Source organism: Mesobaculum littorinae, from assembly GCF_004011175.1.
GTDB lineage: Bacteria > Pseudomonadota > Alphaproteobacteria > Rhodobacterales > Rhodobacteraceae > Tranquillimonas > Tranquillimonas littorinae.
In genome coordinates this window covers 874,538-897,963 of record NZ_RQXX01000002.1, presented here as the reverse complement: position 1 = coordinate 897,963, position 23,426 = coordinate 874,538, and the positions used below count along the sequence as shown (strand labels likewise).

The 23,426-nt window shown below is 70.3% G+C and carries 22 protein-coding genes; 13 read left to right on the top strand and 9 right to left on the bottom strand.

Annotated features, from left to right (window positions below):
- Window positions 1–265 precede the first annotated feature (265 nt).
- Complete coding sequence (locus EKE94_RS08915; RefSeq protein WP_127906221.1) at window positions 266–1,501, top strand: cytochrome b/b6 domain-containing protein; 1,236 nt, start codon at window positions 266–268, stop codon at window positions 1,499–1,501.
- A 566-nt stretch (window positions 1,502–2,067) separates the two neighbouring features.
- On the opposite strand, the gene EKE94_RS08910 is transcribed toward EKE94_RS08915, so the two are convergent.
- Entirely contained in the window at window positions 2,068–2,658 is a 591-nt protein-coding gene (locus tag EKE94_RS08910) for a YceI family protein (RefSeq protein WP_127906220.1), read from the bottom strand.
- A 210-nt stretch (window positions 2,659–2,868) separates the two neighbouring features.
- Complete coding sequence (locus EKE94_RS08905; RefSeq protein WP_127906219.1) at window positions 2,869–3,462, bottom strand: hypothetical protein; 594 nt, start codon at window positions 3,460–3,462, stop codon at window positions 2,869–2,871.
- A gap of 335 nt (window positions 3,463–3,797) precedes the next feature.
- Here EKE94_RS08905 and rpsF point away from each other — a divergent pair, with 335 nt between their 5' ends.
- From rpsF to EKE94_RS08880, 5 genes are all read left to right on the top strand, one after another.
- Window positions 3,798–4,151, top strand: a complete 354-nt coding sequence (gene rpsF, locus EKE94_RS08900; protein ID WP_127906218.1) for a 30S ribosomal protein S6 — start codon at window positions 3,798–3,800, stop codon at window positions 4,149–4,151.
- Window positions 4,152–4,178: 27 nt separating this feature from the next.
- Window positions 4,179–4,406 (top strand): 30S ribosomal protein S18, encoded by a 228-nt coding sequence (gene rpsR / locus EKE94_RS08895; protein WP_075781999.1) that lies wholly within the window; start codon window positions 4,179–4,181, stop codon window positions 4,404–4,406.
- A 10-nt stretch (window positions 4,407–4,416) separates the two neighbouring features.
- Window positions 4,417–5,067: a 50S ribosomal protein L9 gene (gene rplI, locus EKE94_RS08890; RefSeq protein ID WP_127906217.1), complete on the top strand. Its 651-nt coding sequence runs from the start codon at window positions 4,417–4,419 to the stop codon at window positions 5,065–5,067.
- 365 nt (window positions 5,068–5,432) lie between these two features.
- Window positions 5,433–6,230 carry a lytic transglycosylase domain-containing protein gene (locus EKE94_RS08885; RefSeq protein ID WP_235855948.1) on the top strand — a complete coding sequence of 266 codons (798 nt, stop codon included), beginning with the start codon at window positions 5,433–5,435 and terminating at the stop codon, window positions 6,228–6,230.
- Between the two features lie 172 nt (window positions 6,231–6,402).
- The gene (locus EKE94_RS08880; RefSeq protein WP_407940889.1) at window positions 6,403–7,746 is read left to right on the top strand and encodes a PQQ-dependent sugar dehydrogenase; all 1,344 of its coding nucleotides are present in this window, start codon (window positions 6,403–6,405) and stop codon (window positions 7,744–7,746) included.
- 356 nt (window positions 7,747–8,102) lie between these two features.
- Here the strand turns inward: EKE94_RS08880 and EKE94_RS08875 are convergent, their stop codons facing one another.
- Complete coding sequence (locus tag EKE94_RS08875; protein WP_206615036.1) at window positions 8,103–9,584, bottom strand: FAD-dependent oxidoreductase; 1,482 nt, start codon at window positions 9,582–9,584, stop codon at window positions 8,103–8,105.
- 422 nt (window positions 9,585–10,006) lie between these two features.
- On the opposite strand from EKE94_RS08875, the gene EKE94_RS08870 reads away from it, so the two are divergent.
- On the top strand, window positions 10,007–10,753 hold the full coding sequence (locus EKE94_RS08870) for a Crp/Fnr family transcriptional regulator (protein WP_127906215.1): 747 nt from the start codon (window positions 10,007–10,009) through the stop codon (window positions 10,751–10,753).
- Window positions 10,754–11,056: 303 nt separating this feature from the next.
- Here EKE94_RS08870 and EKE94_RS08865 read toward each other — a convergent pair whose 3' ends face one another.
- Window positions 11,057–12,100 carry a KpsF/GutQ family sugar-phosphate isomerase gene (locus tag EKE94_RS08865; protein ID WP_407940884.1) on the bottom strand — a complete coding sequence of 348 codons (1,044 nt, stop codon included), beginning with the start codon at window positions 12,098–12,100 and terminating at the stop codon, window positions 11,057–11,059.
- Window positions 12,101–12,290: 190 nt separating this feature from the next.
- On the opposite strand from EKE94_RS08865, the gene EKE94_RS08860 reads away from it, so the two are divergent.
- The 6 genes from EKE94_RS08860 (at window position 12,291) to EKE94_RS08835 (ending at window position 17,997) form a co-directional block, all read left to right on the top strand.
- Window positions 12,291–13,625: a 3-deoxy-D-manno-octulosonic acid transferase gene (locus EKE94_RS08860; RefSeq protein ID WP_127906214.1), complete on the top strand. Its 1,335-nt coding sequence runs from the start codon at window positions 12,291–12,293 to the stop codon at window positions 13,623–13,625.
- A gap of 30 nt (window positions 13,626–13,655) precedes the next feature.
- A complete protein-coding gene (locus tag EKE94_RS08855) occupies window positions 13,656–14,345 on the top strand; it encodes a glycosyltransferase (protein ID WP_127906213.1) in 690 nt (229 codons plus the stop codon).
- A gap of 6 nt (window positions 14,346–14,351) precedes the next feature.
- Window positions 14,352–15,425: an N-acetylneuraminate synthase family protein gene (locus EKE94_RS08850; protein ID WP_127906212.1), complete on the top strand. Its 1,074-nt coding sequence runs from the start codon at window positions 14,352–14,354 to the stop codon at window positions 15,423–15,425.
- A 433-nt stretch (window positions 15,426–15,858) separates the two neighbouring features.
- Window positions 15,859–17,220 carry a 3-deoxy-D-manno-octulosonic acid transferase gene (locus tag EKE94_RS08845; RefSeq protein ID WP_127906211.1) on the top strand — a complete coding sequence of 454 codons (1,362 nt, stop codon included), beginning with the start codon at window positions 15,859–15,861 and terminating at the stop codon, window positions 17,218–17,220.
- On the top strand, window positions 17,217–17,801 hold the full coding sequence (pseH, locus tag EKE94_RS08840) for a UDP-4-amino-4,6-dideoxy-N-acetyl-beta-L-altrosamine N-acetyltransferase (protein ID WP_127906210.1): 585 nt from the start codon (window positions 17,217–17,219) through the stop codon (window positions 17,799–17,801). Before EKE94_RS08845 ends, pseH begins: the two co-directional genes overlap by 4 nt.
- Before the next feature lie 4 nt (window positions 17,802–17,805).
- Window positions 17,806–17,997 carry a hypothetical protein gene (locus EKE94_RS08835; protein WP_127906209.1) on the top strand — a complete coding sequence of 64 codons (192 nt, stop codon included), beginning with the start codon at window positions 17,806–17,808 and terminating at the stop codon, window positions 17,995–17,997.
- 287 nt (window positions 17,998–18,284) lie between these two features.
- On the opposite strand, the gene pseF is transcribed toward EKE94_RS08835, so the two are convergent.
- The 5 genes from pseF to EKE94_RS08810 all read right to left on the bottom strand — a co-directional run bounded on the left by pseF (window position 18,285) and on the right by EKE94_RS08810 (window position 23,059).
- Window positions 18,285–18,977 (bottom strand): pseudaminic acid cytidylyltransferase, encoded by a 693-nt coding sequence (gene pseF, locus EKE94_RS08830; protein WP_127906208.1) that lies wholly within the window; start codon window positions 18,975–18,977, stop codon window positions 18,285–18,287.
- Entirely contained in the window at window positions 18,974–20,128 is a 1,155-nt protein-coding gene (pseC, locus tag EKE94_RS08825) for a UDP-4-amino-4,6-dideoxy-N-acetyl-beta-L-altrosamine transaminase (protein ID WP_127906207.1), read from the bottom strand. The genes pseF and pseC overlap by 4 nt, the downstream gene beginning before the upstream one ends.
- Window positions 20,125–21,123: a UDP-N-acetylglucosamine 4,6-dehydratase (inverting) gene (gene pseB, locus EKE94_RS08820; RefSeq protein ID WP_127906206.1), complete on the bottom strand. Its 999-nt coding sequence runs from the start codon at window positions 21,121–21,123 to the stop codon at window positions 20,125–20,127. The genes pseC and pseB overlap by 4 nt, the downstream gene beginning before the upstream one ends.
- Window positions 21,124–21,335: 212 nt before the next feature.
- Window positions 21,336–21,875: an RNA 2',3'-cyclic phosphodiesterase gene (gene thpR / locus EKE94_RS08815; RefSeq protein ID WP_127906205.1), complete on the bottom strand. Its 540-nt coding sequence runs from the start codon at window positions 21,873–21,875 to the stop codon at window positions 21,336–21,338.
- Window positions 21,872–23,059, bottom strand: a complete 1,188-nt coding sequence (locus EKE94_RS08810) for an acetoin utilization protein AcuC (protein ID WP_127906204.1) — start codon at window positions 23,057–23,059, stop codon at window positions 21,872–21,874. The genes thpR and EKE94_RS08810 overlap by 4 nt, the downstream gene beginning before the upstream one ends.
- Window positions 23,060–23,426 lie beyond the last annotated feature (367 nt).

The following is a 23,426-nucleotide window of genomic DNA, read 5'->3' as shown; positions in this document are numbered from 1 at the left end:
CCCCGGCCGGACACGGCTCTTTCACCAGCACGGGCCACGCGCATCCATTCAGCCCCCGGCGGCGCGGGGTGGCGCACCGGCCCGTGGCCTGCGCCCCCTACCCCGGGCGCCCCCGGGGCTACGCACGGCGCCGGCACTTCCGTCGCCGGAAGCGTCGCCCTCGACCTTGCGCAGGCGCACAAGGTCTCTGCACCGCAGAGCGATTGCCCTGCGGCGCCGTCCGGGGCATGGCTGTCGCACCCAGATCCCTCAGGAAGCCGCCGCCATGACCACAGCCGCCCCTGCCCGCTCCGGGCTTGCCAACTCTGCCAACAGCTACGGTGCCGTCACGCGCGGGTTCCACTGGGCCACGGCGGCGCTGATCCTCGTCGTGCTGCCGCTGGGCTGGATCGCGCACGCGCTTCCCGCCGGGACCGAGGACGAGATCGCGCGCAAGGGGATGGCGTTCTCGGTGCACAAGACGCTTGGCCTGACCACCTTCCTCGTCGCGCTGTTGCGGATCCTCTGGGCTGTGGGCCAGCCTCGGCCCGCACCGGTGCATCCTACGCGACGAGGCGAAACGCTGCTGGCGGAAACCGTGCACTGGACGCTTTATGCCGCGCTCGTGGTGATGCCGCTGTCGGGATGGGTGATCCATGCCGCCACCTCGGGCTTCGCGCCGATCCTGTGGCCCTTCGGCCAGTCGCTGCCCTTCGTGCCCAAGTCCGAGGCCGTGGCGGGCGCGGCCGGCGCGGTGCACTGGGTCTTCGCCCGGCTCTTCGTCGCCGCGCTGGTGCTGCACGTGGCCGGCGCGCTGAAACACGCGCTCTACGACCGCGACGCGGTGCTGTCGCGGATGCTGCGGGGCCACGCCGCCCCCGCCGACCCCGCGCCCAACCGCCACGGGCCCGCGCTGATCTCGGCCGCCCTCATCCTTGCCGCCTCCGGCGCGATCGCCGCCGGGCTGGCCACCTCGGGTCCGGGCGAGGGCGCCAGTTCCGGCGCCCCCGCCATCACGCTGGCCGCGCAGGAAGGCGGCAACTGGCTGGTCGACACCGGGCGCATCGGCCTCGGGGTCGAGCAGTTCGGCAGCCGGGTCGAGGGCAGCTTTGCCGACTGGACCGCCCGCATCGCCTTCGACCCCGACGCCGCGCCCGAGGACATGGGCGAGGTCGAGGTGCAGATCGCGATCCCCAGCCTGACGCTGGGCTCGGTCACCGATCAGGCCCTCGGGCCCGACTATTTCGCCGCCGAAAGCTTTCCGACCGCGATCTTCGACGCCCGGATCGAACGTGGCACAGAGGACGAAACCTACGTTGCGCGCGGGACCCTGACGCTCAAGGGCGCCGAGATCCCGGTCGCGCTGCCCTTCACGCTCGACATCCAGGGGGACACGGCCCGGATGACCGGCCAGACCGAGCTTGACCGGCGCGACTTCGACATCGGCTCGGGCCAGAACGAGGGCACGCTGGGCACCATGGTCGACGTCGCCGTGGACCTGACCGCCACGCGGACCCAATAGCCCCCCGCACGGGCCTCGGCGCCCCTGCCCCAACCCCGGGCCAGTTCCGGCCCCGGACAGACGGCATCGGACAGGGAGCGGGGCCGCTTCCGCCTGGTATGACAGGATAGGCAGTTGGCGGGCCCGATCCGCGGCCGCGCGGCAGTACTGGCTCCGCCCACGTACCCCCCTGCGCCGCATGCCACTTAATGTGCGAGGGTCGTATACGGTGCATTCGCCATGCCCGCGGACACCGGGGCGAGGCCGTGCCGATTCCGCCTGGGTGGACGACAAAAAGGGGCAGCTGGCGGGCGCCATCCGCGGCAGCACCGGCTCAGGCACGATGCCACCTTTCGGCGCACGCGACCCCGTCCGGGGATCGTCCACAGTGCATCCAGCATGCCCGCGCACTTCGGCGCAGGGCCCTGCCGCTCGCCGGATACGCGTCGCGCAGGATAGGTGCTGCACGGCATTTCGGGGCCTTCGGGTCGACGCATGCGATCCCCGCCGGGCGCCTGCACGAAAAAAGGGGCGGGAGGCCCTTTGCCTCCCGCCCCTTGCAGACCCTCGCGGTCCGCGCGGTCCGCTTACTCGGCGGCGTCGTCGGCGATGCCGGCTTCGATGTCGATCATCACCTCGACCTCGTCGCTGACCGCAGGCGCGAAGGCGCCCAGATCATAGTCCGACCGCAGCAGCGTGGTTTCGGCATGAAAGCCCAGCCACTGCTTGCCTTCCATCGGGTGCTGGCCCGCCTGCCGCAGGGTGGTGTCCAACACCACTTCCTTGGTCACGCCGTTCAGCGTCAGGTCGCCGGTGATCTCGGCGGTGTCCTCGCCCGTGACCTCGATCCCGGTCGAGGTGAAGGTGATCATGTCGCCTTCGCTCGCGCCGAAGAAATCGTCGGACATGAAATGCTCGGACCGCGGCTCCCAGCCGGTGATCAGCGACTGGGTGGGAAACGACACCTCGACCGAAGACGCGGCGGGATCCTCGGCGTCGTAGACGATGTCGCCTTCGAAGCCCGAGAACATGCCGTGGCCCGTGGAAAAGCCCAGGTGGTTGTAGGTGAAGGTGATCTGGCTGTGGCCGGGGTCGAGCGTGTAGTCGACCGGCTCGGCCAGCGCGGGGGCGGCGGCCAGAAGGGCGGCGGTCGAGGCGGCTGCGAAAATATGCTTCACGTCGGATAGCTCCGTTTGCTTGCTGCGATGCGGCATAAGATGATGGGACGGGCGTCTCGGGCAATCCGGCGATCCACCACAGCCGCCGTGCGCGGGCGCACAGGCACGGGGGATTTCCTTCGGAACCTGTCCGTGCCGCAGAACAGCACAACCTGCCCCGCCCCGCGGCGGGACCGCCCGCGGTCAAGCCCGGTCGATAGGTCAAGCCCGTTACGGCGACCCCGTCACGGGGGTCCCGGTCACCGGCTGCTTGAACCACTCAAGGTCGCGCTGGATGCGGCGGTGCAGGCGCGCCATATCCTCGCGGGCGCCATAGCTCAGGACCACCGGCAGAAGACGCCGCCGCACCTTGAGCGACAGCACCGCCGCGTCCGCCCGACCGATCCGTGGATGCATCCGCACGGCCAGGATCCGGTCCAGCGCCACGGCCTCCAAAAGGCCGGTCTGACCACGGCCGATCCGCCAGCGCCTGTAGGCAGACCCGGCGTCGAAATCGAACTCCCAATCCGTCACCCGCGCGCGCTGTCCCATGGCGATCAGCAGCGCGGCGAGCCCCAGCAACGCCAGCGAGATGGCGAGGCGCGACAAAATCTCGGGCGGGACCTGCCATGCCTGAGGCTGCGGCCCCGTCACGGGCCCCGTCACGCGCGGCGGCGCGGGCGCGGTGACGGGCAGCCACCAAAGCGCCACCACCGCGATGGCCAATGCCGATCCCGTCGCAGCCAAAAGGCGGTCGTAGCCGCGCCACCGAGCCTCGCCCGCGCGTGGATCGCGCAGGACAAAGCCGGTTTCGGTCTCGATCAACCTGTGGCCTTTCTGCCGTAACCGCACGGCGGCGCGGCGGGCCAGTCGCCCTCCGCGCCGCCCGCGCGTCCCTGGAGCGTCCGGTTTGCCCCGCCGTTTTCCAAACCACCCCGTCATGCCACCCTGACCCTTCGCACCCGGCACCGCCCGCGCCGTCTCAAAACTTAGATCGCAGTTAACCATGGCGCGACTTTGGCAGGCTTGCATCGTTTTGTCGGCGGTGTATAAGGCGCCCTTCCTTCCGTCGGCTAGTCAACCGGCGCAGTCTCTCGTGGACGGGGGGCGGAAGGAAACGCCCCGTCCTTTGAAATGCGCCCAGAAAAATCGGAGATGTCATGCCGCTTTACGAGCATGTCTTCATTGCGCGTCAGGATCTGTCCAACACGCAGGCAGAAGGTCTGGTCGAACACTTCAGCACGGTTCTCAGCGATAACGGCGGCAAGCTCGTCGACAGCGAGTACTGGGGCGTGAAGACCATGGCCTACAAGATCAACAAGAACCGCAAGGGCCACTACGCCTACCTGCGCACCGACGCCCCCGCGCCGGCGATCCAGGAGATGGAGCGCCTGATGCGGCTGCACGACGACGTCATGCGGGTGCTGACCATCAAGGTTGACGCACACGAGGACGGCCCGTCGGTCCAGATGCAGAAGCGCGACGAACGCGACAGCCGTCGCGACCGCCGCTGATCCCCCAAGGAACGAAGGAGCTAAACCATGGCAGCAAAACCGTTTTTCCGCCGCCGCAAGGTCTGCCCGTTCTCCGGGGACAATGCGCCGAAAATCGACTACAAGGACACGCGTCTTCTGCAGCGCTACATCTCGGAGCGGGGCAAGATCGTGCCCAGCCGGATCACCGCCGTGTCCTCGAAGAAGCAGCGCGAGCTCGCGCGCGCCATCAAGCGCGCCCGCTTCCTCGCCCTTCTGCCCTACGCAGTGAAGTAAGGAGAGCGACATGCAAGTCATTCTGCTCGAACGAGTCGCCAAGCTCGGCCAGATGGGCGACGTCGTCGCCGTGAAGGAGGGCTACGCCCGCAACTTCCTGCTGCCGCAGAAAAAGGCGCTCTGGGCGTCCGAGGCCAACGTGAAGGTCTTCGAGGCGCAGAAAGCCCAGCTTGAGGCGCGCAACCTCGAATCCAAGAAAGAGGCCGAGAAACTGTCGGCCGATCTCGACGGCAAGCAGTTCATCGTGATTCGCTCCGCCTCTGACGGCGGTGCGCTTTACGGCTCGGTCACTACCCGCGACATCGCCGACAGCGCGGTCGAGGCCGGGTTCTCGATCGACCGCAAACAGGTGGTCCTGGTCAACCCGATCAAGGAACTGGGTCTGCACAAGGTCGGCATCGTGCTGCACCCCGAGGTCGAGGCCGAGGTCGAACTGAACGTCGCCCGCTCGCCCGAAGAGGCCGAACTGCAGGCGTCGGGCAAGTCGATCCAGGAGCTGGCCGCGGAAGAGGAAGCCGCCGCCGAGTTCGAGATCCAGGAGCTGTTCGACGATATCGGCGCAGCCCAGCTGGACGAACTGGAAACCCAGGACGAACAGGACAGCGACCAGCCTGCGGTGCAGGAAAAGTCGGAACTGGACGAAAAGCTGGACCGCGACTGAGCCTTCCGGTTCCTCCGCGATCTATGTAAAGGCCGCCCCGCCGGGGCGGCCTTTTTTCATGCCGGCCCGCGTGCGGGGGCGTTTTCAAATTGAGCGCCTGCGGCGCACGCCTATGTTAAGCCGCGCCTGGACGGCGCGGCGGCGCCTCCGGCGGGAGTATTTTTCAAGAGAAGAAACCAGGGGACGGCAGCGTGCGAAGTTTGCGGGCCATCTGTATGGCGTTGGGGGTCGCGGGGGTAGCGGCGCTGTGTCCCGGCGCCCTGGCCGCGCAGGTGCCGGAGGTGGATGTGGTTGTTGGGCCGGAGGCCATGGGGCCGCTTGCGCCCGTGCGGCCACGGCCGCGTCCGGCCGATCTTGGACCACGGGTGCGCTGCACCGCCGACGGCGCGCACTGCATCTCGACCGCGCGCTATGTCCCGGATCTTTGCGGGGTGATCGAGGCCGCGGCGGCGCAGACCGGGGTCGATCCGCATTTCTTCGCGCGGCTTCTCTGGAAGGAAAGCCTGTTCGACCCCAACGCCGTGAGCCCCGCCGGCGCCGAGGGGATTGCCCAGTTCATGCCCGGAACGGCCGATCTGCGCGGGCTCGATGACCCCTTCAACCCGGCCATGGCGATCTTTGCCTCGGCCGACTACCTGGCGCAGCTGATCCGCGACTATGGCAACCCGGGGCTGGCCGCGGCGGCCTATAACGCGGGCGAGGCCCGGGCAGCGCAGTTCGTGGCCGAGGAGCGCCGGCTGCCGGCCGAGACGCGCGATTACGTCTTTGCCATCACCGGCGTGCGGGGAGAGACGTGGCGCGACGATCCACCGGCCAAGCTGAACCTGCGGCTGGGGCCGGAGGCCGCGTTTCGCGACGCCTGCATCGCCCGGGCCGAGGCCCGCGTGATCCGCGAATTCCGCCCCGCCCGGCCGGACTGGGGCGTGATCATCGCCGCCGGACGACGGCGCCCCACGGTCGAGGCCTATGTCGCCAAGCTCAAGGTCCGCCACCCCGAACAGCTGGCGCAGGTCGCGCCGGTCTATGTCGAGGCCGTGATGCCGGGCTTCGGCGATCGGCCGCGGATGACGGCGCAGGTGCCCTTCGACGACCGCCTCGCGGCCATCGCCCTGTGCAACCGGCTGCAGGAGGCGGGCACCTTCTGCCAGGTGAACCGGAACTGACCGGCACGCCCGGGCGCCTCACCCAGGCGTCACGGCCGGCACCATTGCCCGACCGGCACGCGCCTCAGGGGGCATGGGCTGATGAAAACTTGATCGAACCCACGGACACCGGGTCGTGTTGGGGAGAAAACACCCAACAGTGGAGAGAGACATGACCCGCACCGCTGCCCTGATGGGCACAGCCAGCCTTGCCGTTGCGATGACAAACCCCGTCTTCGCCCAGTCCGACGCGCCCGTTGATCAGGGCCCGGCCAATGCCGAGTTCGAACCGGCCTTTCCCGAACAGACCCGCGCCCCCGCCGTGACGAGCGAGGGCGCGCTTGCGACCGAAAGCCTGGCTTCGGGTCTGGTCCACCCCTGGGGCATCGCGATCCTGCCCGAAGGGGCCGGGTACCTCGTGACCGAGCGCACGGGCCAGCTGCGCCACGTCTCGTCCGAGGGCGAGCTTTCGGGCCCCATCACCGGTGCGCCCGAGGTCTACAACCAGGAGCAGGGCGGCCTGCTCGATGTCGCCATCGGCCCCGATTTTGCAAGTGATCGCTGGGTGTACTTCACCTATTCCAAGCCGCTCGCCTCGAACGGGATGTCGGCCACGGCCGCCGCCCGCGGCAAGCTGTCCGAGGATCTGGGCCAGATCACCCAGATGGAGGAAATCTTCGTGCAGGAGCCGGGCTCGCCCAGCCCGATGCACTACGGCAGCCGCGTGGTCTTCGACGACGCGGGGCATGTCTTCATCACCACGGGCGAGCATTTCACCGAGGACCAACGCGTCTATGCGCAGGACAAGGACAAGACCTACGGCAAGGTCGTGCGCCTGAACCTCGACGGCTCGATACCCGAGGACAACCCCTTCGTGGGCGAGGGCAAGGCCATCGAATCGATCTGGTCGCTGGGGCAGCGCAATATCCAGGGCGCCGCGGTGAACCCCGAGACCGGCGATCTGTGGACCATCGAGCATGGGCCCGCCGGGGGCGACGAGCTGAACCTGCAGGAGGCCGGGGCGAATTACGGCTGGCCGGTGGTCAGCTACGGCGTGAACTACGATGGGTCGCCCGTGGGGTCGGAGAAGGCCGCGCACGAGCCCGAGGGCTTTGTCGAGCCGCGCTATTACTGGGACCCGGTGATCGCGCCGGGCGATATGACCTTCTACGACGGCGAGATGTTCCCCGAGTGGCAGGGCGACGCGCTGATCGGCGGTCTGGTCGCGGGCGGCATCGTCCGCCTCGTGCTGGATGGCGACACGGTCACGGGCGAAGAGCGTATCCTGTCGGAGCTGGGCCGCACCCGCGACGTGGCGGTGGACGACGACGGCTCGCTTCTGCTGATCACCGATTTCGAGGATGGCGAGCTGATCCGGGTAACCGCCGAGGGCGGCACGGGCACAACCGACGCCACGGACGAAGGGGCCATGTCCGACAGTGCAGACGAGGGCGGCATGGGCGATGACGCGTCGTCCGATGACGCGGCCCCCGGCGGCGACACGGGCGGCGCGATGGAAGACGACGCCACCCAGTAACGCCGAGCTTGGCAAAATGTGTTACGCCGGGGGGCGGCCGCGAAACTTGCGCGGCCGCCCCTTTCCATGTCTGCCATCGTGTCTGGGCCGACGGGATGCGCCGACGCGCAGAAAGGGCATGTAGATGCGCCGGTCCTTGCGTCCTGACACGATGCGGCGCCGACCGCCCGCCCGCCGCCTTCAAAAGCTTCGATCGCTCGGACCGGCGGCATAGGCGGTGCCAGTTTCACGCCACCGGTCCTTTGGCCCGCGAAAAGTCTCCGCAGGCGCCCCCGGCTTGCGAACGCAACGCCCGGTGCAGCGTCGACGCGCCTTTAACGACAAGACCCGCGCGCGCGGCCCCCCCCTCGCCGGCGCTACTGCGCCGGTTGGGCGGCGGCCGGCATGGGGGCGGCGCCGGGGACCCCCTCGGCGCGCAGGTGGACGCGCTGGCGCACCAATTCCCCCTGCAGCGCCTTGATGTCGAGCGCGCGGGGCTCGACCCCCGCCTTCGCGGAAAGGCCCGCGGCGGCGCCCGCCGCCTGCCCCGTCAGCCAGCACTGCGGGATTTCGCGCATGAAACCGTGGCTGTTGGCATCGCAGGAGACATGCCGCCCCGCCGCCAGAAGCCCGTCCAGCCGCTCCGGCACAAGCGCCCCGTAAGGCACCGAGATCACGGGGAATTTCGGCGACACCGAGGGCGAGACGCCGATCTCGTCGGCAAAGGGCACGCCGCGCGCCCACTGGTCACGCTCGATCCGGCCCACACCGGACAGCCGCCGCGTGTGGCGCACGCCCAGCTGCGGCGCCGAAAGCTGCATATAGGCGTTTTCGAACCCCGGCGCGTGCTTGCGGAAGAAGGCGCAATGCGCCTCCATGAAGCGGTGCGAACGGATCTCGACCTCGGTAATGTCGTCCACGTCCAGCGCCGAGAGACCCGACTGCCGCGGCCCGAGGAACAGCGCGGTGTCGTTGCGCCAGGACACGTAGGGCGTCTGGAAGAACCCCAGCGTCTCGCGCCCCAGCTGGGTGAACTCCTTGAAGGCATCCTCCTGCCCGCCGCGGAAGGCGAGCCATGTTTCCATGTCGACGCCGCCCAGCATGAAGCCCGTGTTCATCGAGTGGTGGACATCGCCCTCCTCGATATCCTCGTCGAACTTCCCGCCCGCGCGGGCAAAGACGTCGCCGTCGCCGGTGCAATCGACCACGACGCGCGCACGCAGCGCCTGCCGGCCCTCCTTGCTTTCGAAGACCACGCCGCGGCAGGCGTCGCCGTCTAGGATCGGCAGCGCCATCCACGAATGGAACACGATCCTCACGCCGGCCTCAATCAGCATCTCCTGGCTCAGAAGCTTCAGCCGCTCGGGGTCGATCGTCGGCGCCCAGGTGACGATGCCGTGGAAGGCCGAGGTGCGCAGCCGCCAGTATTTCGCCAGCGCGTCGTCCTTGACGCCCCAGAGATCCTTGCGTGGGCCCGCCACGCCTTCGGGGGGCAGACGTTCGAACACGTCGCGGGCAAAGCCCTGAATGACGGGATTGCCCTCCCAGTCCGTCATCCGGTCGATCCAGATCACCACGCCGCCAGTCGACAGCCCGCCCAGGTGATTGTACCGCTCAAGCATCACCACGTCGGCGCCCGTGCGTGCCGCGGCCAGCGCCGCCGCCGTGCCGGCGGGCCCGCCCCCCACCACCAGCACGTCGCAGCTGTGGTAGACGGGGATCTCGCGCGCCTCTTCCATGTGGACGCCCTGCCCGTTTCGCGGCGGAAACACGCGGCTGCCCTGTTCGAAGATATCGGACGACAGGAACCGGTCCTCTGTCTGCTCTACCCCGCGCACCTGCGGCTTTTCGTCGGACATCTGGTCCCCTCCCTGGTCGATCTTTCTCGGATCGGCAGGTTAGGCGCGCCAAAACGGTTGGGGAATAGGGAGTCTGGGCAAAGCGGCTTTCGCGATTCGCGAAAGATGGCCGAAAACCGCCGGGGCATCGGCTGCGAATGCCCCCTCTCATTGGCTTCGGATCCAACCCGCGGACCGCCCTTGGGTCAGCTTGGGCCCGTGGCAGGACAGCATCTGAAAATAAGGCAGTGCATTAAACTTGTATAATCCCGGTCTGACGGCTTCGGCTTGCCGTTTCCTCGCCCGGTTGAGATTTTTCGTGCTACTCTCGCCGGGTGCGTCGGTCGTACCGGACCGGGCGTGCCGCCCGCGCTGCCGCGGCAGCGCACCCGGCCCCCAACCGAAGGCCCACCGAATGACTGCACCCGAATGACGATGCCCGAATGACGACACCCGAGCCAAGCTGCCTTGTCCGCCGACTCAGCCGTTACCTGGATCTCACCGATCGAGAGCGCGCGCTGATCGCCGAGATGGAGAAGTCCGAAGTCGCGGTCGCGGCGCAGCAGCGCATCGTGTCTGCCGGGCAGCCGACCGGCGACATCCTTCTGCTCAAGTCCGGCTGGGCGGCGCTCAGCGCGCGGACGGCCGGCACCTCCGAGGTCTGCCTCGTGCGGATCTACCTGCCGGGCGAGATCATCGGCCTGGCCGAGATCGGGGCCAAGGTCGATCCGCACGACATCACGATGCTGACCGAAGGCCACCTGTGTCGGTTCCCGCACCGGCGGATCACCGACATCCTGACGGACCTGCCGCGGCTGGGCGCCCTGTTCCAGGCGATCATCAGTCTGGACCAGACGGCGCTGCGCGACCGGCTGGCGGTGCAGACGCTGGGGTCGGCCCGGGCGCGGCTGGCCTTCTTCCTCGTGGACCTGCATGCCCGGCTTCTGCGCGCCAATCCCGACATGGGGCGGCGCTATCGCCTGCCGATGCGCCAGTCCGACATCGGCAACGCGGTGGGGCTGACGACGGTCTACGTCAACAGGCTGCTGAAGGAGTTCGAGGCCGAGGGCCTGATCGACCGGCAGCGCCCCTATATCCGGCTTCTGAACCAGCCCGCGCTGGCCGAGATGTGCGGTCACGTCAACCGCTTCGACAACATGGACACCTCCTGGTTCCCTGACCCGATCTGACCCCAGCCCCTTGCCCGCGAAGCCCCGCCCGCCGCACCTAGCCGCACGCTCCCCGGACGCGACACCCGATCCCCGCCATCCACGATCGCCAGCACCGGGCCGAGACGATCCGAAACGGGCCTAGAAGGCGCCTTGGGGCGATGGAGAATGGGGCGCGACCGCCCCCCATCGGATCCCGTCGGATACCGTCGGCTTGGGCTGGCCCGGGCGGGGTCGTCGTGGCCGGGGTCATCGCGGGCGCCCCGCGCGCCCGTCCCGGGACCCTAAGACGGCGCGGAACCCCGGGGCAACGCGGTCCCGCCCTCAGACCACCCCGGTCTTCAGGCAGTCGTGCAGGCGCACCAGTCCAACCAGCCGCCCTCCGGGTTCGACCACGCAGAGCGCGTTGACCTTGGCGCGGTTCATCTCGAGCACCGCCTCCGAGATCAGCGCCTCCGGGCCGATCGTCCGCGGGTCCGGCGTCGCGACCTGCCGCGCCGTGCTGTCCATCAGCCCGGTCAGGTGCCGCCTCAGGTCGCCGTCGGTGATGACCCCGACAAGCTGCCCCGCCTCGGTCACCGCCGCGATGCCGAAGCCCTTGCCCGTCATCTCCAGCAGCACCTCGCTCATTTCCTGGTCGGCGCGCACCTCGGGCAGCGCGGCGCCCTGGTGCATGATCGCGCGCACCTGCAGGAACTGTGCCCCGATCTTGCCGCCCGGGTGATAGGTGTGGAACACCTCGCGCCCGTAGCCGCGCAGGCGCATCACCGCCACCGCAAGCGCGTCGCCCAAGGCCAGCGCCATGGTGGTCGAGGTCGTGGGCACCATGCCGATGCCGCAGGCCTCGGGCGCGTCGGGCAGGATCACCGCGATGTCGGCGGCCCGTGCCAGCGTGCTGTCGCGCCTCTTGGTCACCGCGATCAGCGGGATCGAGAACCGCCGGGTGTAGGAGATGATGTCGCCCAGTTCACGCGTGTCGCCCGAGTTCGACAGCAGCATCACGATGTCGGCCTCGCCGATCATGCCCAGATCGCCGTGGCTGGCCTCGGCCGGGTGGACGAAATGCGCGGGCGTCCCGGTCGAGGCGAAGGTCGCCGCCATCTTGCGCGCGATATGGCCCGACTTGCCCATTCCGCCCACGACGACGCGCCCCTGCGCCGACAGCACCGCCGACAGGGCGGCGTCGAACCCCTCGGGCAGGTCGCGCGCCATCTGCGCCAGCGCGTCGGCCTCGGTCGCAAGCGCGCCGGCGGCGTACTCCCGCCCGCGGGCCAGGGTGGCGGCGTCATCGCCGGCCCCGGGGGCGGCCGCGTGGTCCGTGGCCTCGGACGGGCTGTCGGGGACTGTTCTGGGATCCGTCATCGGCATCAGGGCTCCTTTGGCATCGGGGCGGACCTTACCGGACCTTGCAGGCCCATCGGGCGACCGCCACCGCTGGAAACGACCGCAGGCCGGCCTGCTTTGCTTTCTTCGCGACCGTCGGTATAGGGTCAAGGGGAAAGCCCCTTTGCCGGCCGTCCCCCCCTCCGCCGCGGCGGGACCACCAGTCAGAGGTTCGATGTCTGCAACACCGCCCACCCTGTCGCTTTACCTCGCAGCGGCGCGACTGTCGGAACCGCTGTGGCGGCGGCTTCTGTCCCGCCGCGCCGCGCAGGGGCGCGAGGACGCGACGCGCTGGCGCGAAAAGCTGGGCCGCGGCATGGCCCCGCGCCCCGAGGGCCCGGTTCTTTGGTTCCACGCGCTCAGCGTCGGGGAAAGCCTCGCGCTTCTGACCCTGATCCGGCGGCTGGGCGCTGCACATCCGCAGGCGCAGTTCCTGCTGACCACGACCACCCGCAGCTCGGCCGAGGCGCTGGATCATGTCGGCCTGCCGCCGCGCACGATCCACCAGTTCGCCCCCGCCGACGCGCCCGGCCCGCTCACCCGGTTCCTGGCGCACTGGCGGCCCATGGCGCTGGTGGTCGCGGAATTCGACCTCTGGCCGCTGACGCTGCTGGCGGTGCGGCGGGCGGGGTTGCCGATGCTGCTGATCAACTCGCGCATCACCGACCGCCGCTTCGTGCGGCGGATGAAACGGCGCGCCCTCTACGGGCACCTGCTGCGCCACTTCGATCGTATCCTGGCGCAGGACGGCACCTCGGCCGACCGGTTCGCCGCGCTCGGCGCCGATCCGGTGCGGGTATCGGTGATGGGGGTGCTGAAATCCGCCGCCGACCCGTTGCGCGACATGCCGCAGGCGCGCGCCGAGCTGGCCCACCGGATCGGCGACCGCCCGGTCTGGCTGGCCGCCGCGACCGAACGGCGCGAAGAGCCGCTGATCGCCGCGGCGCATGACGCCGCCCGGCCTGCCTGCCCGGGCCTTCTGCTGATCCACGCCCCGCGCCAGACCGCCGCCGCCGACGCGGCCGAGGCCGCGCACCACGCCCACGGCCTGACCGTGGCCCGCCGGTCGCGGGGCGAGCCGATCACGCCCGCAACGGACGTCTACCTTGCCGACACGATGGGCGAGATGGGGTTGTGGTTCCGCCTCGCGCCCGTCACCTTCATCGGCCATTCCCTGCCGGTGCCCGAGGGCGAGCCGCTGGCCGGCAAGAACCCGTTCGAGGCGCTGGCCCTCGACACCTACGTGCTGCACGGCCCCGACACGAGCTATTTCGCGGAAAGCTACGCCATGCTCGACGCTGCGGGCGCCGCCGGAAGCGTGACGGACGCCCAATCGCTCGCCCGCGCCGTGGTGGCGGCGCAAAGCCCCGGCGCCCGGGCGGCGCAGACCGCCGCCGCGCGGGCCGCGCTGGCCGCCGCACAGGCCCCCCTCGATGCCGCGATCGGCGCGACCTCGCCGCTTCTGGACGCCACCGCGCCACCGCTTGCCCCCGCCCCGGCGGAGTCCTAAGACGAGGCGGAAACGAAGGGAGTGCACCCCATGGATAAACTCAGGGTCTTCATCGGCTGGGATTCGCGCGAGGACATCGCCTATCAGGTCGCCCGCAGGTCGCTGATCCGCCACGCCTCGGTCCCGGTCGAGGTCACGCCGATCAAGCTGGACACCCTTGTCGAGGACGGGATCTACACGCGCGAAATCGATCCGCTTGCCTCGACCGAGTTCACCTATTCCCGCTTCCTCGTCCCGCACCTCGCCGGGTACGAGGGCTGGGCGCTCTTCGTCGACTGCGATTTCCTGTTCTTCGGCGACGTGGCGGATCTGGGCCGGTACATGGACCCCGACAAGGCCGTGGCCTGCGTGCAGCACGACTACACGCCCAAGGAAACGACCAAGATGGACGGCGTGCAGCAGACCGTCTACCCCCGCAAGAACTGGTCGTCCTTCATGCTGTTCAACTGCGCCCACCCCTCGACCCGGCAGCTGACGGTCGAAAAGGTGAACACGGAATCGGGCGCCTACCTGCACCGCATGCAATGGGCCAAGGACGACGAGATCGGGTCGATCCCCGAAACCTGGAACTGGCTCGACGGCTGGAGCGCGAAGCCCGCCCAGGGGCGCCCCGCGGCGGTGCACTACACCAGCGGCGGCCCGTGGTTCGAAGCCTGGCAGGACGTCTCCTACGCCGGCGAGTGGCATGCCGAGGCCGACGCCTGGCGGGCCGAGGCCTGATCGTCGATGGCGCCCCGTTCTCCGTCCGGCGTGCCGCGGCTCGAGCTTGAGGGCAAGCGCATCGGCCCGGCGCAGCGCACCCTGCTGATCGCCGAGCTTTCGGCCAACCACGACCGCGACCTCGACCGGGCGCTTGCGCTGGTCGATGTCGCGGCCGAGGCGGGGTGGGATTGCCTCAAGCTGCAGACCTACGACGCCGACAGCCTGACGATGGACAGCCCCCACCCCGCGATGCGGGTCGAGGCCAAGTGGGGCAAGTCCACGCTCTACGAGCTCTACCAGTCCGCCGGCATGCCGATGGAGTTTCACCGCCCGCTCTTCGACCGGGCGCGCGAACGGGGCCTTCTGCCCTTCACCTCGGTCTACGACCCCCGCGATCTGGATTTCGTCGAGGATCTGGGCTGTTCGCTCTACAAGATCGCGTCGTTCGAGATGACCTACGACGACCTGCTGCGCGCCGTGGGCGGCACCGGCAAGCCCGTGATCCTGTCGACCGGCATGGCCAGCCTGCCCGAGGTCGGCCATGCACTCGACGTGCTCGACGGCGCGGGTGCGGGCCCGGTGATACTGCTGCATTGCTGCTCCAGCTACCCAGCGCCCCCGGACGAGATCAATCTCGATGCGATGGCGGCGATGGGGGCGCGCTTCGGACGTATGACCGGCTTCTCCGACCACACCATCGGCGCGCGCGCCGCGCTCGCCGCCTCGGCCATGGGCGCGGTGGCGGTCGAAAAGCACTTCACCGACGATCCCGCCCGCCCCGGCCCCGATCACCGCTTCTCGGCCACGCCCGATGTCCTGCGCGAGATCGCCGAGGGCGTGGACGAGATCCGCACCCTGCGCGGCAGCGGGGCCAAGCACACGACCCCGGCCGAGGAGGTATCGAAGGCGTCGGGCCGACGCTCCGCCTGGGCGCAGCGCGACCTGCCCGCAGGCCACGTCGTGGGCCCCGGGGACTATCGCTTCATCCGCCCCGCCGCCGGCATTCCCGCGACCGACGGCGCCCGCCTCGACGGCGCGCGCCTCGCCACCCCCGTCGCGCGCGGCATGCCGATCACCGACGCCGACCTCGCGGAATGACCACCCGGCCAAAGCGACCGGCCAGCTCTCTTCCGGCCCGCCCGCCCCTGCCCCCATCCCACCCGGCCCCGCGACATACCGCGCAGGGCTACCTCGCCCCAGGCCTTCGCCGGCCGAGCGTTGCAACGGCAGCCAAGGCGGTCGGACGGCCCGTGCCAAAGTCCCTGCGGACCCCGCCCCCCGCAGCCCACGCCGGCACAGCCCGACGCACCGCCCGGGTCCGGCCCGTCGTCCCGCTCGTCGCCAAAGGCCCCGGCCGGCGCCCCGGCGCCCGGACAACGGGTCCTGCCCCGCGCTGCCGCCACACCACCCGACCGCATGGCCACGGCCCCCAGCGCCACGCCCCCTGCTTCTTCTCTTCGGAAATACTCTCCGGGGGTGCGGGGGTGGAAAACCCCCGCGGCGCGCCGGTCGCGCCGGGCGTCCGCGCGCCATGACGCCCCCCCGCCCGGACATCGCCACGGCCCAGCCGCCGCTACGCCTCGACCTCCCGCCCCCACCGCCTCTCTCGCTTCGTCTCGCGCACTGGGCGTTCCAGGCGGCGTTTCATCTTGCGCTCCCGCTCGTTCTGGCCCTCATCCTGCGCCGCTCCACGCGCGAGCCGCTCTATCGGCGCCACCTGTCGCACCGTTTCGGCGGCGGCCCCGTCGCCCCGCGCGGCGCGATCTGGGTCTTCGCCACCTCGCTGGGCGAAACCCGCGCCGTCGCTCCGCTGGTCTCGCGTCTCCTGTCGCAGGGCCACGCCGTCTGCCTCAGCCATTCCTCTCCCGCGGGGCTTGCCGAGGGGCGCCGGCTGTTCCCCGATGCCGCCGTGACCCACCGCTACGCGCCCTTCGATCTCTTCTGGGCCGTGGCGTTGTTCCTGCGGCGCCAGCGCCCGCGGCTGGGGCTGATCGTCGAGGCCGAGATCTGGCCGGGGCAGATCCTGGTTGCGCGCGCGATGGGCGTGCCCATGGTCCAGGTCAACGGCAACCTCGTCGCGCGCAGCGTGGCGCGAGATGCCCGCCGTGCCGGGGGCGTACGCCTGAAGCTTCTGCACCAGTTCCGCGCGATCCTGACCAAGTCGCCCGCTTATCGCGACCGTTACCTCGCCGCCGGGGTGGCGCCCGAGCGCATCGCCCTTCCGGGCGAGCTCAAGTTCGACCAGCCGGTGCCGCAGGCGCAGCGCGACGCCGCCGCCCGCGCAGGCTGGCGCGACGGCCGCCCGGTTCTGATGATCGCCAGTTCCGTCGCCGACGAAGAGCCCGCGCTCATCGCCCTGGCCGCGCAGCTGCTGTCCCGGCCCCGGTCGCCCCGCATCGTCTGGGCGCCCCGCTCGCCGCAGCGCTTCGACCGGTTGGCCCTAGCGCTGACTGCCGCCGGCCTGCAGGTTGCGCGGCGCAGCGACACGCTGGCGCCGGACCTCTCGGGCGACCTGCCCGGGGCCGACATCCTGCTGGGCGATTCCCTGGGCGAGATGACGTTCTACTATGCGCTGTCCGACATGGTCTTCGTTGGGGCGACGCTTGTCCCGCATGGCGGGCACACGGTGGTCGAGCCGCTGGTACTGGGCCGCCCGGTCCTGACGGGCCCCTCGATCTACGGCATCACCTTTCCCTCGGAAGAGGCCCGCGACGCAGGCGCGCTGGTCCAGGCCCGCGACGCAGAGGACCTTGCCGCCCGCATCGAGACGCTGCTGGACGACCCCGCCGCGCTGGACGACATGACCCGAAGGGCGCGGGGGTTTGCCGCACGGCACCTCGGCGCCGCCGCGCGCAGCGCCGACCTGCTCGCCCCGCTGCTGGAGGACCGATGACGCAAGACCGCCATGACCGCCCGACGCTCGATGCCCGCGCCGCCGCCCTGACCCTCGTGCCGCTCATCGCGGCAGACGAGGCCCTGGCGATGCAGCTTCTCGACATCCGCAACGAACCCGCGGTCCGCGCCAACATGTACCGCGATACCGCCATCGCGCCCGAGGAACACCGCGCCTGGGTCGCCGCCACCCGCGCCGGGGGCGCGCGTGAGGTGTGGATCCTGACCGAGGACGGCGCGGCGCAGGGCGCGCTGATCTTCTCCGGCATCGACCGCGTGCATGACCGCGCCGACTGGGCCTTCTACCTGTCCGGACGCATGCAGGGCCGCGGGCTGGGCCGGGCGCTGGAATTCCGCGCGCTCGACATGGCCTTCGGGCCGATGGGCCTGCACCGCCTTGCCTGCCAGGTCATCGCGTGGAACACCCCCGTCATCGCGCTGCACGAAAGCATGGGATTTTCGCGCGAAGGCCTGTTCCGCGAGCACGTCCGCCGCGACGACGCATGGCACGACGTGATCGCGCTGGCCTGCCTTGCCCCAGACTGGCGGACCCTCCGCCCCACCCTCGCCCAAAGGAGCTGACATCATGGCCGAGCCCACGAAATACGACCGCATCATCGACGAGATCGAGGCGGTGCGCACCCGCAACAACCACAACTGGATGGATATCCTGCGCCTCGCCTTCCGCCACGCGCCGGACGAGGCGGCGGGAATCCTCGCCGAGATCTACAAGGAAGACAAGGCGATCAGCGATCTGGCGAAGAAGCTGACCGAGTAGGCGTGCACGGCCCCGGCGTTGCGCGGATCGCCCCCGCGCGACGCCTTCGGCGAGAGTATTTTTGAATAGAAGAAAAGGCTGGGTCCGCCCTTGGTCCCTGGGTTGGGCGGGCTGGATGCGGGTCGGATGCCTCGGGCGGCGCGGCCGGGCGGCGGCATTCGACGCCTTGGGCGCGCGTATCAAGGACAGGAAGACGGGGGCAGAGCGGGCCGCCGCTTTAGGCTGGCGGGGGTGGGACGTGACCGTCGGGGAGAGAGCGTCAGGACGCTACTGTCAGTTTTCCAGTTTCAGGGGTCCAGCGTCAGGGCGCGGAACATAGCCTCGGCGCGCTGCCAGTCCTCTTCGGTATCGATGTCCTCGACCCGCCAGCGCGGAAGTTCGAGCGCGATGGTGCCAGCGCCGAAGACCGGGGCGTCGCCGGTCCATGCAGCCGGTGCCCCCCAGTAGAACTGGCCCGCGTCGTGAAAGGCCTCGGGCAAATCCTGGCTGCGGGTCGCCGCGCGGGCGGGATCGTCCATCCGCAACCGGCCCTCGGGATCACGGCGCAGCGCGCGCTCGATCGGGTGCGCAAAGCGGGTGACGGGGACGACAAAATCCGCCGTGGAGCCCGCCTCGTCCAGGCGCCGGAGCCCCAGGACCAGATCCTCGGGCCGGACGAAGGGGGCCGTGGCGTAAAGGCAGCAGACGGCCCGCGGCGCGGGGTCGAGCTGCGCGATCGCGTGGGAAATCACCGCGCGGGTCGAGGCGTGATCGTCCGACAGTTCGGGCGGGCGGAGAAACGGCACCTCGGACCCCGCCCTGCGCGCCGTCTCGGCGATGGCCTCATCATCCGTCGAGACGAGGATGCGATCGAAGATCGCCGCCTTTTGCGCCGCGGCGATCGACCAGTCGATCATCGGCCGGCCGGCGAAGGGACGGATGTTCTTTCCCGGGATCCGTTTCGACCCGCCACGCGCGGGGATCACGCAGACGACGCTCATGCTGCCTCTGTCACCGCAGATGCGATGGCGGCGACGACGCGGTCCTGGTCGGCCTCGGAGAGCCCGGCGTAGAGCGGGATCGAGATCGCGCGTGCGTAGTAGGCCTCGGCCACCGGAAAGTCGCCCGGGGCGAAGCCGCGCGCGCGCCAGAAGGGCTGCAGGTGGACGGGAATGTAATGGACGTTGACGCCGATGCCCGCGGCACGCAACGCCTCGAATATCGCGCGGCGGCGGGTGGGATCAACGCGGATCACGTAGAGGTGGAAGGCCGAGAGCGTTTGGCCCCCCCGACCCGGCAGGTCGACGGGCAGGTCCACCAGTGCCGCATCGTAGCGGTCGGCCAGGTCGTTGCGGCGGGCCACATAGGCCCCAAGCCGCTCCATCTGCGACAGGCCCAGCGCGGCCTGCATCTCGGTCATCCGGTAGTTCAACCCGAGCTCGAGCTGCTGGTAGTACCAGGGGCCCTCGCTGGCGCCTTGCATCAGCGCGGGGTCGCGGGTGACGCCGTGGCTGCGGAGCCTCTCCATCGCCGCGGCGAGGCCTTCGTCCTGCGTCACCGCCACCCCGCCCTCGGCGGTGGTGACGATCTTGACGGGATGGAAGCTGAAGACCGTGATGTCGGACCACACGCCGGCCCCCACCGGGGCGCCGGCATGGCGGCCGCCGATGGCGTGGGAGGCATCCTCGATCACCCGGACCCCGTGGCGGCGGCAGGCGGCGCCGATCCGCGCCATGTCGGCCGAGCGGCCGCACATGTGCACGGGGATCACCAGCTTGGGCAGCCGTCCGGCGGCGGCGGCGGCATCGAGCTTCGCCTCGAGCGCGGCGGGGTCCATGTTGAAGCTCTCGGGGTCGATGTCGACGAAATCGACCTCGGCCCCGCAGAGCGCGCCGACGTTGGCGGTGGCCACGAAGGTGATCGGCGTCGTCCACATCAGGTCGCCGGCCCCGAGCCCCAGCGCGAGGCAGGCGATGTGCAGCGCCGAGGTGGCGGAGTTCGCCGCGACCCCGTGCGCCGCCCCCGTGGCCCGCGCGACCGCGGCTTCGAACCGCGGCACCGCGGGACCCTGCGTCAGGAAGTCCGAGCGCAGGACCGCCTCGACCGCGGCGACATCGTCGTCGGTGATGTCCTGCCGGCCATAGGGGATCATGCGCCCGCCGCCTCGGCCATCTTCAGGAAGTCCTCGTGGGTCAGCCACTGGTCGTTGGTGCCGCTGTCATAGGCAAAGCCCTGCGGCACGGGCGCGCCCGTCTCGCCCAGCGCGTTGCGGGTGAAATCTACGGAAAACGCGAACTGGATCGACGGCTTGATGACGTAGTGGTCGTCGAACTCAAGCGTCAGGTGGCTGTCGTCGGCGGGGCACATGACCTCGTGCAGCTTTTCGCCCGGGCGGATGCCCACGACCTCCTGCGTCAGGTCCGGGGCCATCGCGGCGGCCAGCTCGGTCATCTTCATCGAGGGGATCTTGGGCACGAAGATCTCGCCCCCCTGCATCCGCGCGAAGTTCTTCAGGACAAAGGCCACGCCGTCGTCAAGCGTGATCATGAAGCGCGTCATGTCCGGGTGGGTGATCGGCAGGGTCGTCGCACCCTCGGCGATCCGCTTGCGGAAGAACGGCACCACCGACCCGCGCGATCCCACGACATTGCCGTAGCGCACCACGGCAAAGCGCGTGCGGCGGCGGCCCACCATGTTGTTGGCCGCGACGAACAGCTTGTCGGAGGCAAGCTTGGTCGCGCCGTAAAGGTTCACCGGGTTCGCGGCCTTGTCCGTGGATAGCGCGATCACCTTCTCGACCTCGGCGTCGAGCGCGGCCTCGATCACGTTCTGCGCGCCGCCGATATTGGTCTTCACCGCCTCGAATGGATTGTATTCGGCCGCGGGCACCTGTTTCAGCGCGGCGGCGTGGATGACGTAATCGACCCCGTCCATCGCCTGTTTCAGCCGCGGCCCGTCACGCACGTCGCCGATGAAATAGCGCATCTGCGGCGCGTCGTAGACCTGCGCCATCTCGAACTGCTTCAGCTCGTCGCGGCTGTAGACGATCACCTTGGCCGGCTTGTGCTCGCGCAAGAGGCGCGAGACATACATGCGGCCGAAGCTTCCCGTGCCGCCGGTGATCAGGATGGTCTTGCCTTCGAACATTGTGCCGCCTCATCTGGTCCGGGGCGAGGATTAGCGTTTTGCCGCCCGGGATGCCACGCCGAAACAGGGGATGTGCCGTTCTTCGCGGATCGGCTGAACGCCGCGCCCCGGGGAAGGGCCGCCCGGCAGGCCCCCAGGACCGACCTGTGGCAGGCACCGGGACGCACTGGCAAGGGGCCGCGCACCAAGTGGCACGGGCCGTCGCCCGCCGATCACGCCAGCGGATAGCGGCAAAGCTCGGTATAGCGCGCCTGCCCACCGCCCAGGTCCGAGCGGTAGAGCACGAACTCCGTCACCTCGACCGGGTCGGTCGCGAAGCCGGACATCTGCGCCATCGCGTGTTCAAGCCGCACCAGGTCGGGGCCGCGGGGCTGCCACCGGGCCAGCGTCACATGCGGCACGAAGCGGCGCGTGGCCAGCGCGACCCCCGCCGTGCGCGCCGCCCGGGCGACGCCGGCCTGCAGGCGCATCAGCGCCTCCGAGGGCGCCACCCCGGCATAGACTGCGCGCGGCCGGTCACCGCCGAAAAGGCCCAGCCCCTCGATCCGCAGGTCGAAGGCCGGATGGCGCAGGGCATCGAAGCCGTCATGCGCGGACTCGAGCGTGGGGTCGTCGAGCTCGCCCAGAAACACCAGCGTCAGGTGCAGGTTCTCGGGCGGCACGCGGCGTTTCAGCGGCAGCATCTCGCCCAGCATCCGAAGCCTGTCCCTTGTGGCGGCGGGCAGGTCGAGGGCGGCGAAGGTGCGGATCATCGGGACTCCAGCCGGGCGAGCCGGTCGCGGACCGCCGCGCGCAGCTCGCCCGGCCGGGGCGCGTCGCGCAGGGTGGTGAAAAGCTGCGCGGGCGGCAGGCGGTGCGCAGAGGCGCCGCCGCCCCGTTCCCACCGGATCCCGCGCAGGATCGCCTGCGCGGCGGGTGGCAGCAAGCCGGGCAGCGCGTGGCCGTTCAGAACACCCCAGACCCCGGCCCAGAGCCGCCCCACCGTCCACGGGTTGTAGCCGCCGCCGCCCAGCACCAGAAACCGGGGGCTGAGGGGGCGCAGCGCGGCCACGATCTGGAAATGCGCGTTGTTGGACAGGGCCAGCCGCGACAGCGGGTCCTCGGCCACCGCGTCGGCGCCGCATTGCAGCACCACCGCGTCGGGGCGGAACGCGGCGACGCGCGGCAGGATCAGCCGGTCGCGGACATGGGCCATCTCGGTGTCGTTGAACCCGCGCGGCACCGGCAGGTTGAAGACCTGCCCCGCGCCCGCGTGGTCCAGCGCGCCCGTGCGCGGCCAGCGATCCTCTTCATGCACCGAGATCATCAGGACCGAGATATCGTCGGCAAAGGCGTGCTCCACCCCGTCGGGATGATGCGCGTCGATATCGACATAGGCGATCCGCCCGACCCCGGCCGCCCGCAGCGACAGGATCGCCAGAACCGGGTCGTTGAGATAGCAGAACCCGTTGGCCCGGTCGGGCATGCCGTGATGGGTGCCGCCACCGGGCGAGTGGATCGCGCCGCCGTGCCGCAGCAGTTGCCCGGCGAGGATCGAACCTCCGGCGGCGGTCGCGGGGCGGCGGAACATCTCGGGGTAGACCGGGTTCGACCCCGTCCCCAGCCCGTGGCGGACGCGGATGACATCGCTGACCTGCCCCGCGGTCTCGGCCCGCTGCAGGGCGTCCAGATAGTCGGGATCGTGCCACGCACGCAGCGCCGCGGGCTTGGCCCGGGGGCTCGACACGAACTGCCCCGGGCCCAGCCATCCCAGCGCGCGGATCAGGTCCGTCACCGTCGACACGCGGGGGATGCGCAGCGGGTGCCACGCGCCGTAGGACGACCCGCGATAGATCTCAGATCCGATATAGCGGGGCGCGGCACTGTTCGGGGCGGTGGCCGGGGCACGGGCGGTGGCCGGGGCACGGGCCGGAACGGGGGGCTGCGGGCTGGTCATGCACAGGATATCGGCCGCGCCCCCCGCCTCGGCAAGCCGTGGGCGGGGGGTGCGGCCGCGCGGCCCGGGCGCGGAGGGTCGCGCGGTGAGGGGCGCGGTCGCCCTAATGTCTCCCGCGCGCTCTGGGCACCATGCCCGGTAGCCGTTACCGAGGGCAGCGGCGCCACCATCGGGCGTCACCGAAGCGGGCCGGGCAACAGCGCGCGGGCCCGGCGCCCCCTCCGCGCCCGGGGCATGCCCCGGGCAGGCCCCATCCGGGCTACGCTGCCCGGGGAAAGGGCGCACCGGACAGGCGGCGCCGTGGCACGGCCCGCCTTGCACGCACCGCCGGAAAACCGTGCACGATCACCTGCGGAATTGCGCGCAG

Excerpts from the sequence above, each read along its gene's own strand:
- EKE94_RS08915 (WP_127906221.1), top strand. The coding sequence starts at position 266 with ATGACCACAGCCGCCCCTGCCCGCTCCGGGCTTGCCAACTCTGCCAAC.
- rpsF (WP_127906218.1), top strand. The coding sequence starts at position 3,798 with ATGCCGCTTTACGAGCATGTCTTCATTGCGCGTCAGGATCTGTCCAAC.
- rpsR (WP_075781999.1), top strand. The coding sequence starts at position 4,179 with ATGGCAGCAAAACCGTTTTTCCGCCGCCGCAAGGTCTGCCCGTTCTCC.
- rplI (WP_127906217.1), top strand. The coding sequence starts at position 4,417 with ATGCAAGTCATTCTGCTCGAACGAGTCGCCAAGCTCGGCCAGATGGGC.
- EKE94_RS08880 (WP_407940889.1), top strand. The coding sequence starts at position 6,403 with ATGGGCACAGCCAGCCTTGCCGTTGCGATGACAAACCCCGTCTTCGCC.
- EKE94_RS08875 (WP_206615036.1), bottom strand. The coding sequence starts at position 9,584 with ATGTCCGACGAAAAGCCGCAGGTGCGCGGGGTAGAGCAGACAGAGGAC.
- EKE94_RS08870 (WP_127906215.1), top strand. The coding sequence starts at position 10,007 with ATGACGACACCCGAGCCAAGCTGCCTTGTCCGCCGACTCAGCCGTTAC.
- EKE94_RS08865 (WP_407940884.1), bottom strand. The coding sequence starts at position 12,100 with ATGCCGATGACGGATCCCAGAACAGTCCCCGACAGCCCGTCCGAGGCC.
- EKE94_RS08860 (WP_127906214.1), top strand. The coding sequence starts at position 12,291 with ATGTCTGCAACACCGCCCACCCTGTCGCTTTACCTCGCAGCGGCGCGA.
- EKE94_RS08855 (WP_127906213.1), top strand. The coding sequence starts at position 13,656 with ATGGATAAACTCAGGGTCTTCATCGGCTGGGATTCGCGCGAGGACATC.
- EKE94_RS08850 (WP_127906212.1), top strand. The coding sequence starts at position 14,352 with ATGGCGCCCCGTTCTCCGTCCGGCGTGCCGCGGCTCGAGCTTGAGGGC.
- EKE94_RS08845 (WP_127906211.1), top strand. The coding sequence starts at position 15,859 with ATGACGCCCCCCCGCCCGGACATCGCCACGGCCCAGCCGCCGCTACGC.
- pseH (WP_127906210.1), top strand. The coding sequence starts at position 17,217 with ATGACGCAAGACCGCCATGACCGCCCGACGCTCGATGCCCGCGCCGCC.
- EKE94_RS08835 (WP_127906209.1), top strand. The coding sequence starts at position 17,806 with ATGGCCGAGCCCACGAAATACGACCGCATCATCGACGAGATCGAGGCG.
- pseF (WP_127906208.1), bottom strand. The coding sequence starts at position 18,977 with ATGAGCGTCGTCTGCGTGATCCCCGCGCGTGGCGGGTCGAAACGGATC.
- pseC (WP_127906207.1), bottom strand. The coding sequence starts at position 20,128 with ATGATCCCCTATGGCCGGCAGGACATCACCGACGACGATGTCGCCGCG.
- pseB (WP_127906206.1), bottom strand. The coding sequence starts at position 21,123 with ATGTTCGAAGGCAAGACCATCCTGATCACCGGCGGCACGGGAAGCTTC.
- thpR (WP_127906205.1), bottom strand. The coding sequence starts at position 21,875 with ATGATCCGCACCTTCGCCGCCCTCGACCTGCCCGCCGCCACAAGGGAC.
- EKE94_RS08810 (WP_127906204.1), bottom strand. The coding sequence starts at position 23,059 with ATGACCAGCCCGCAGCCCCCCGTTCCGGCCCGTGCCCCGGCCACCGCC.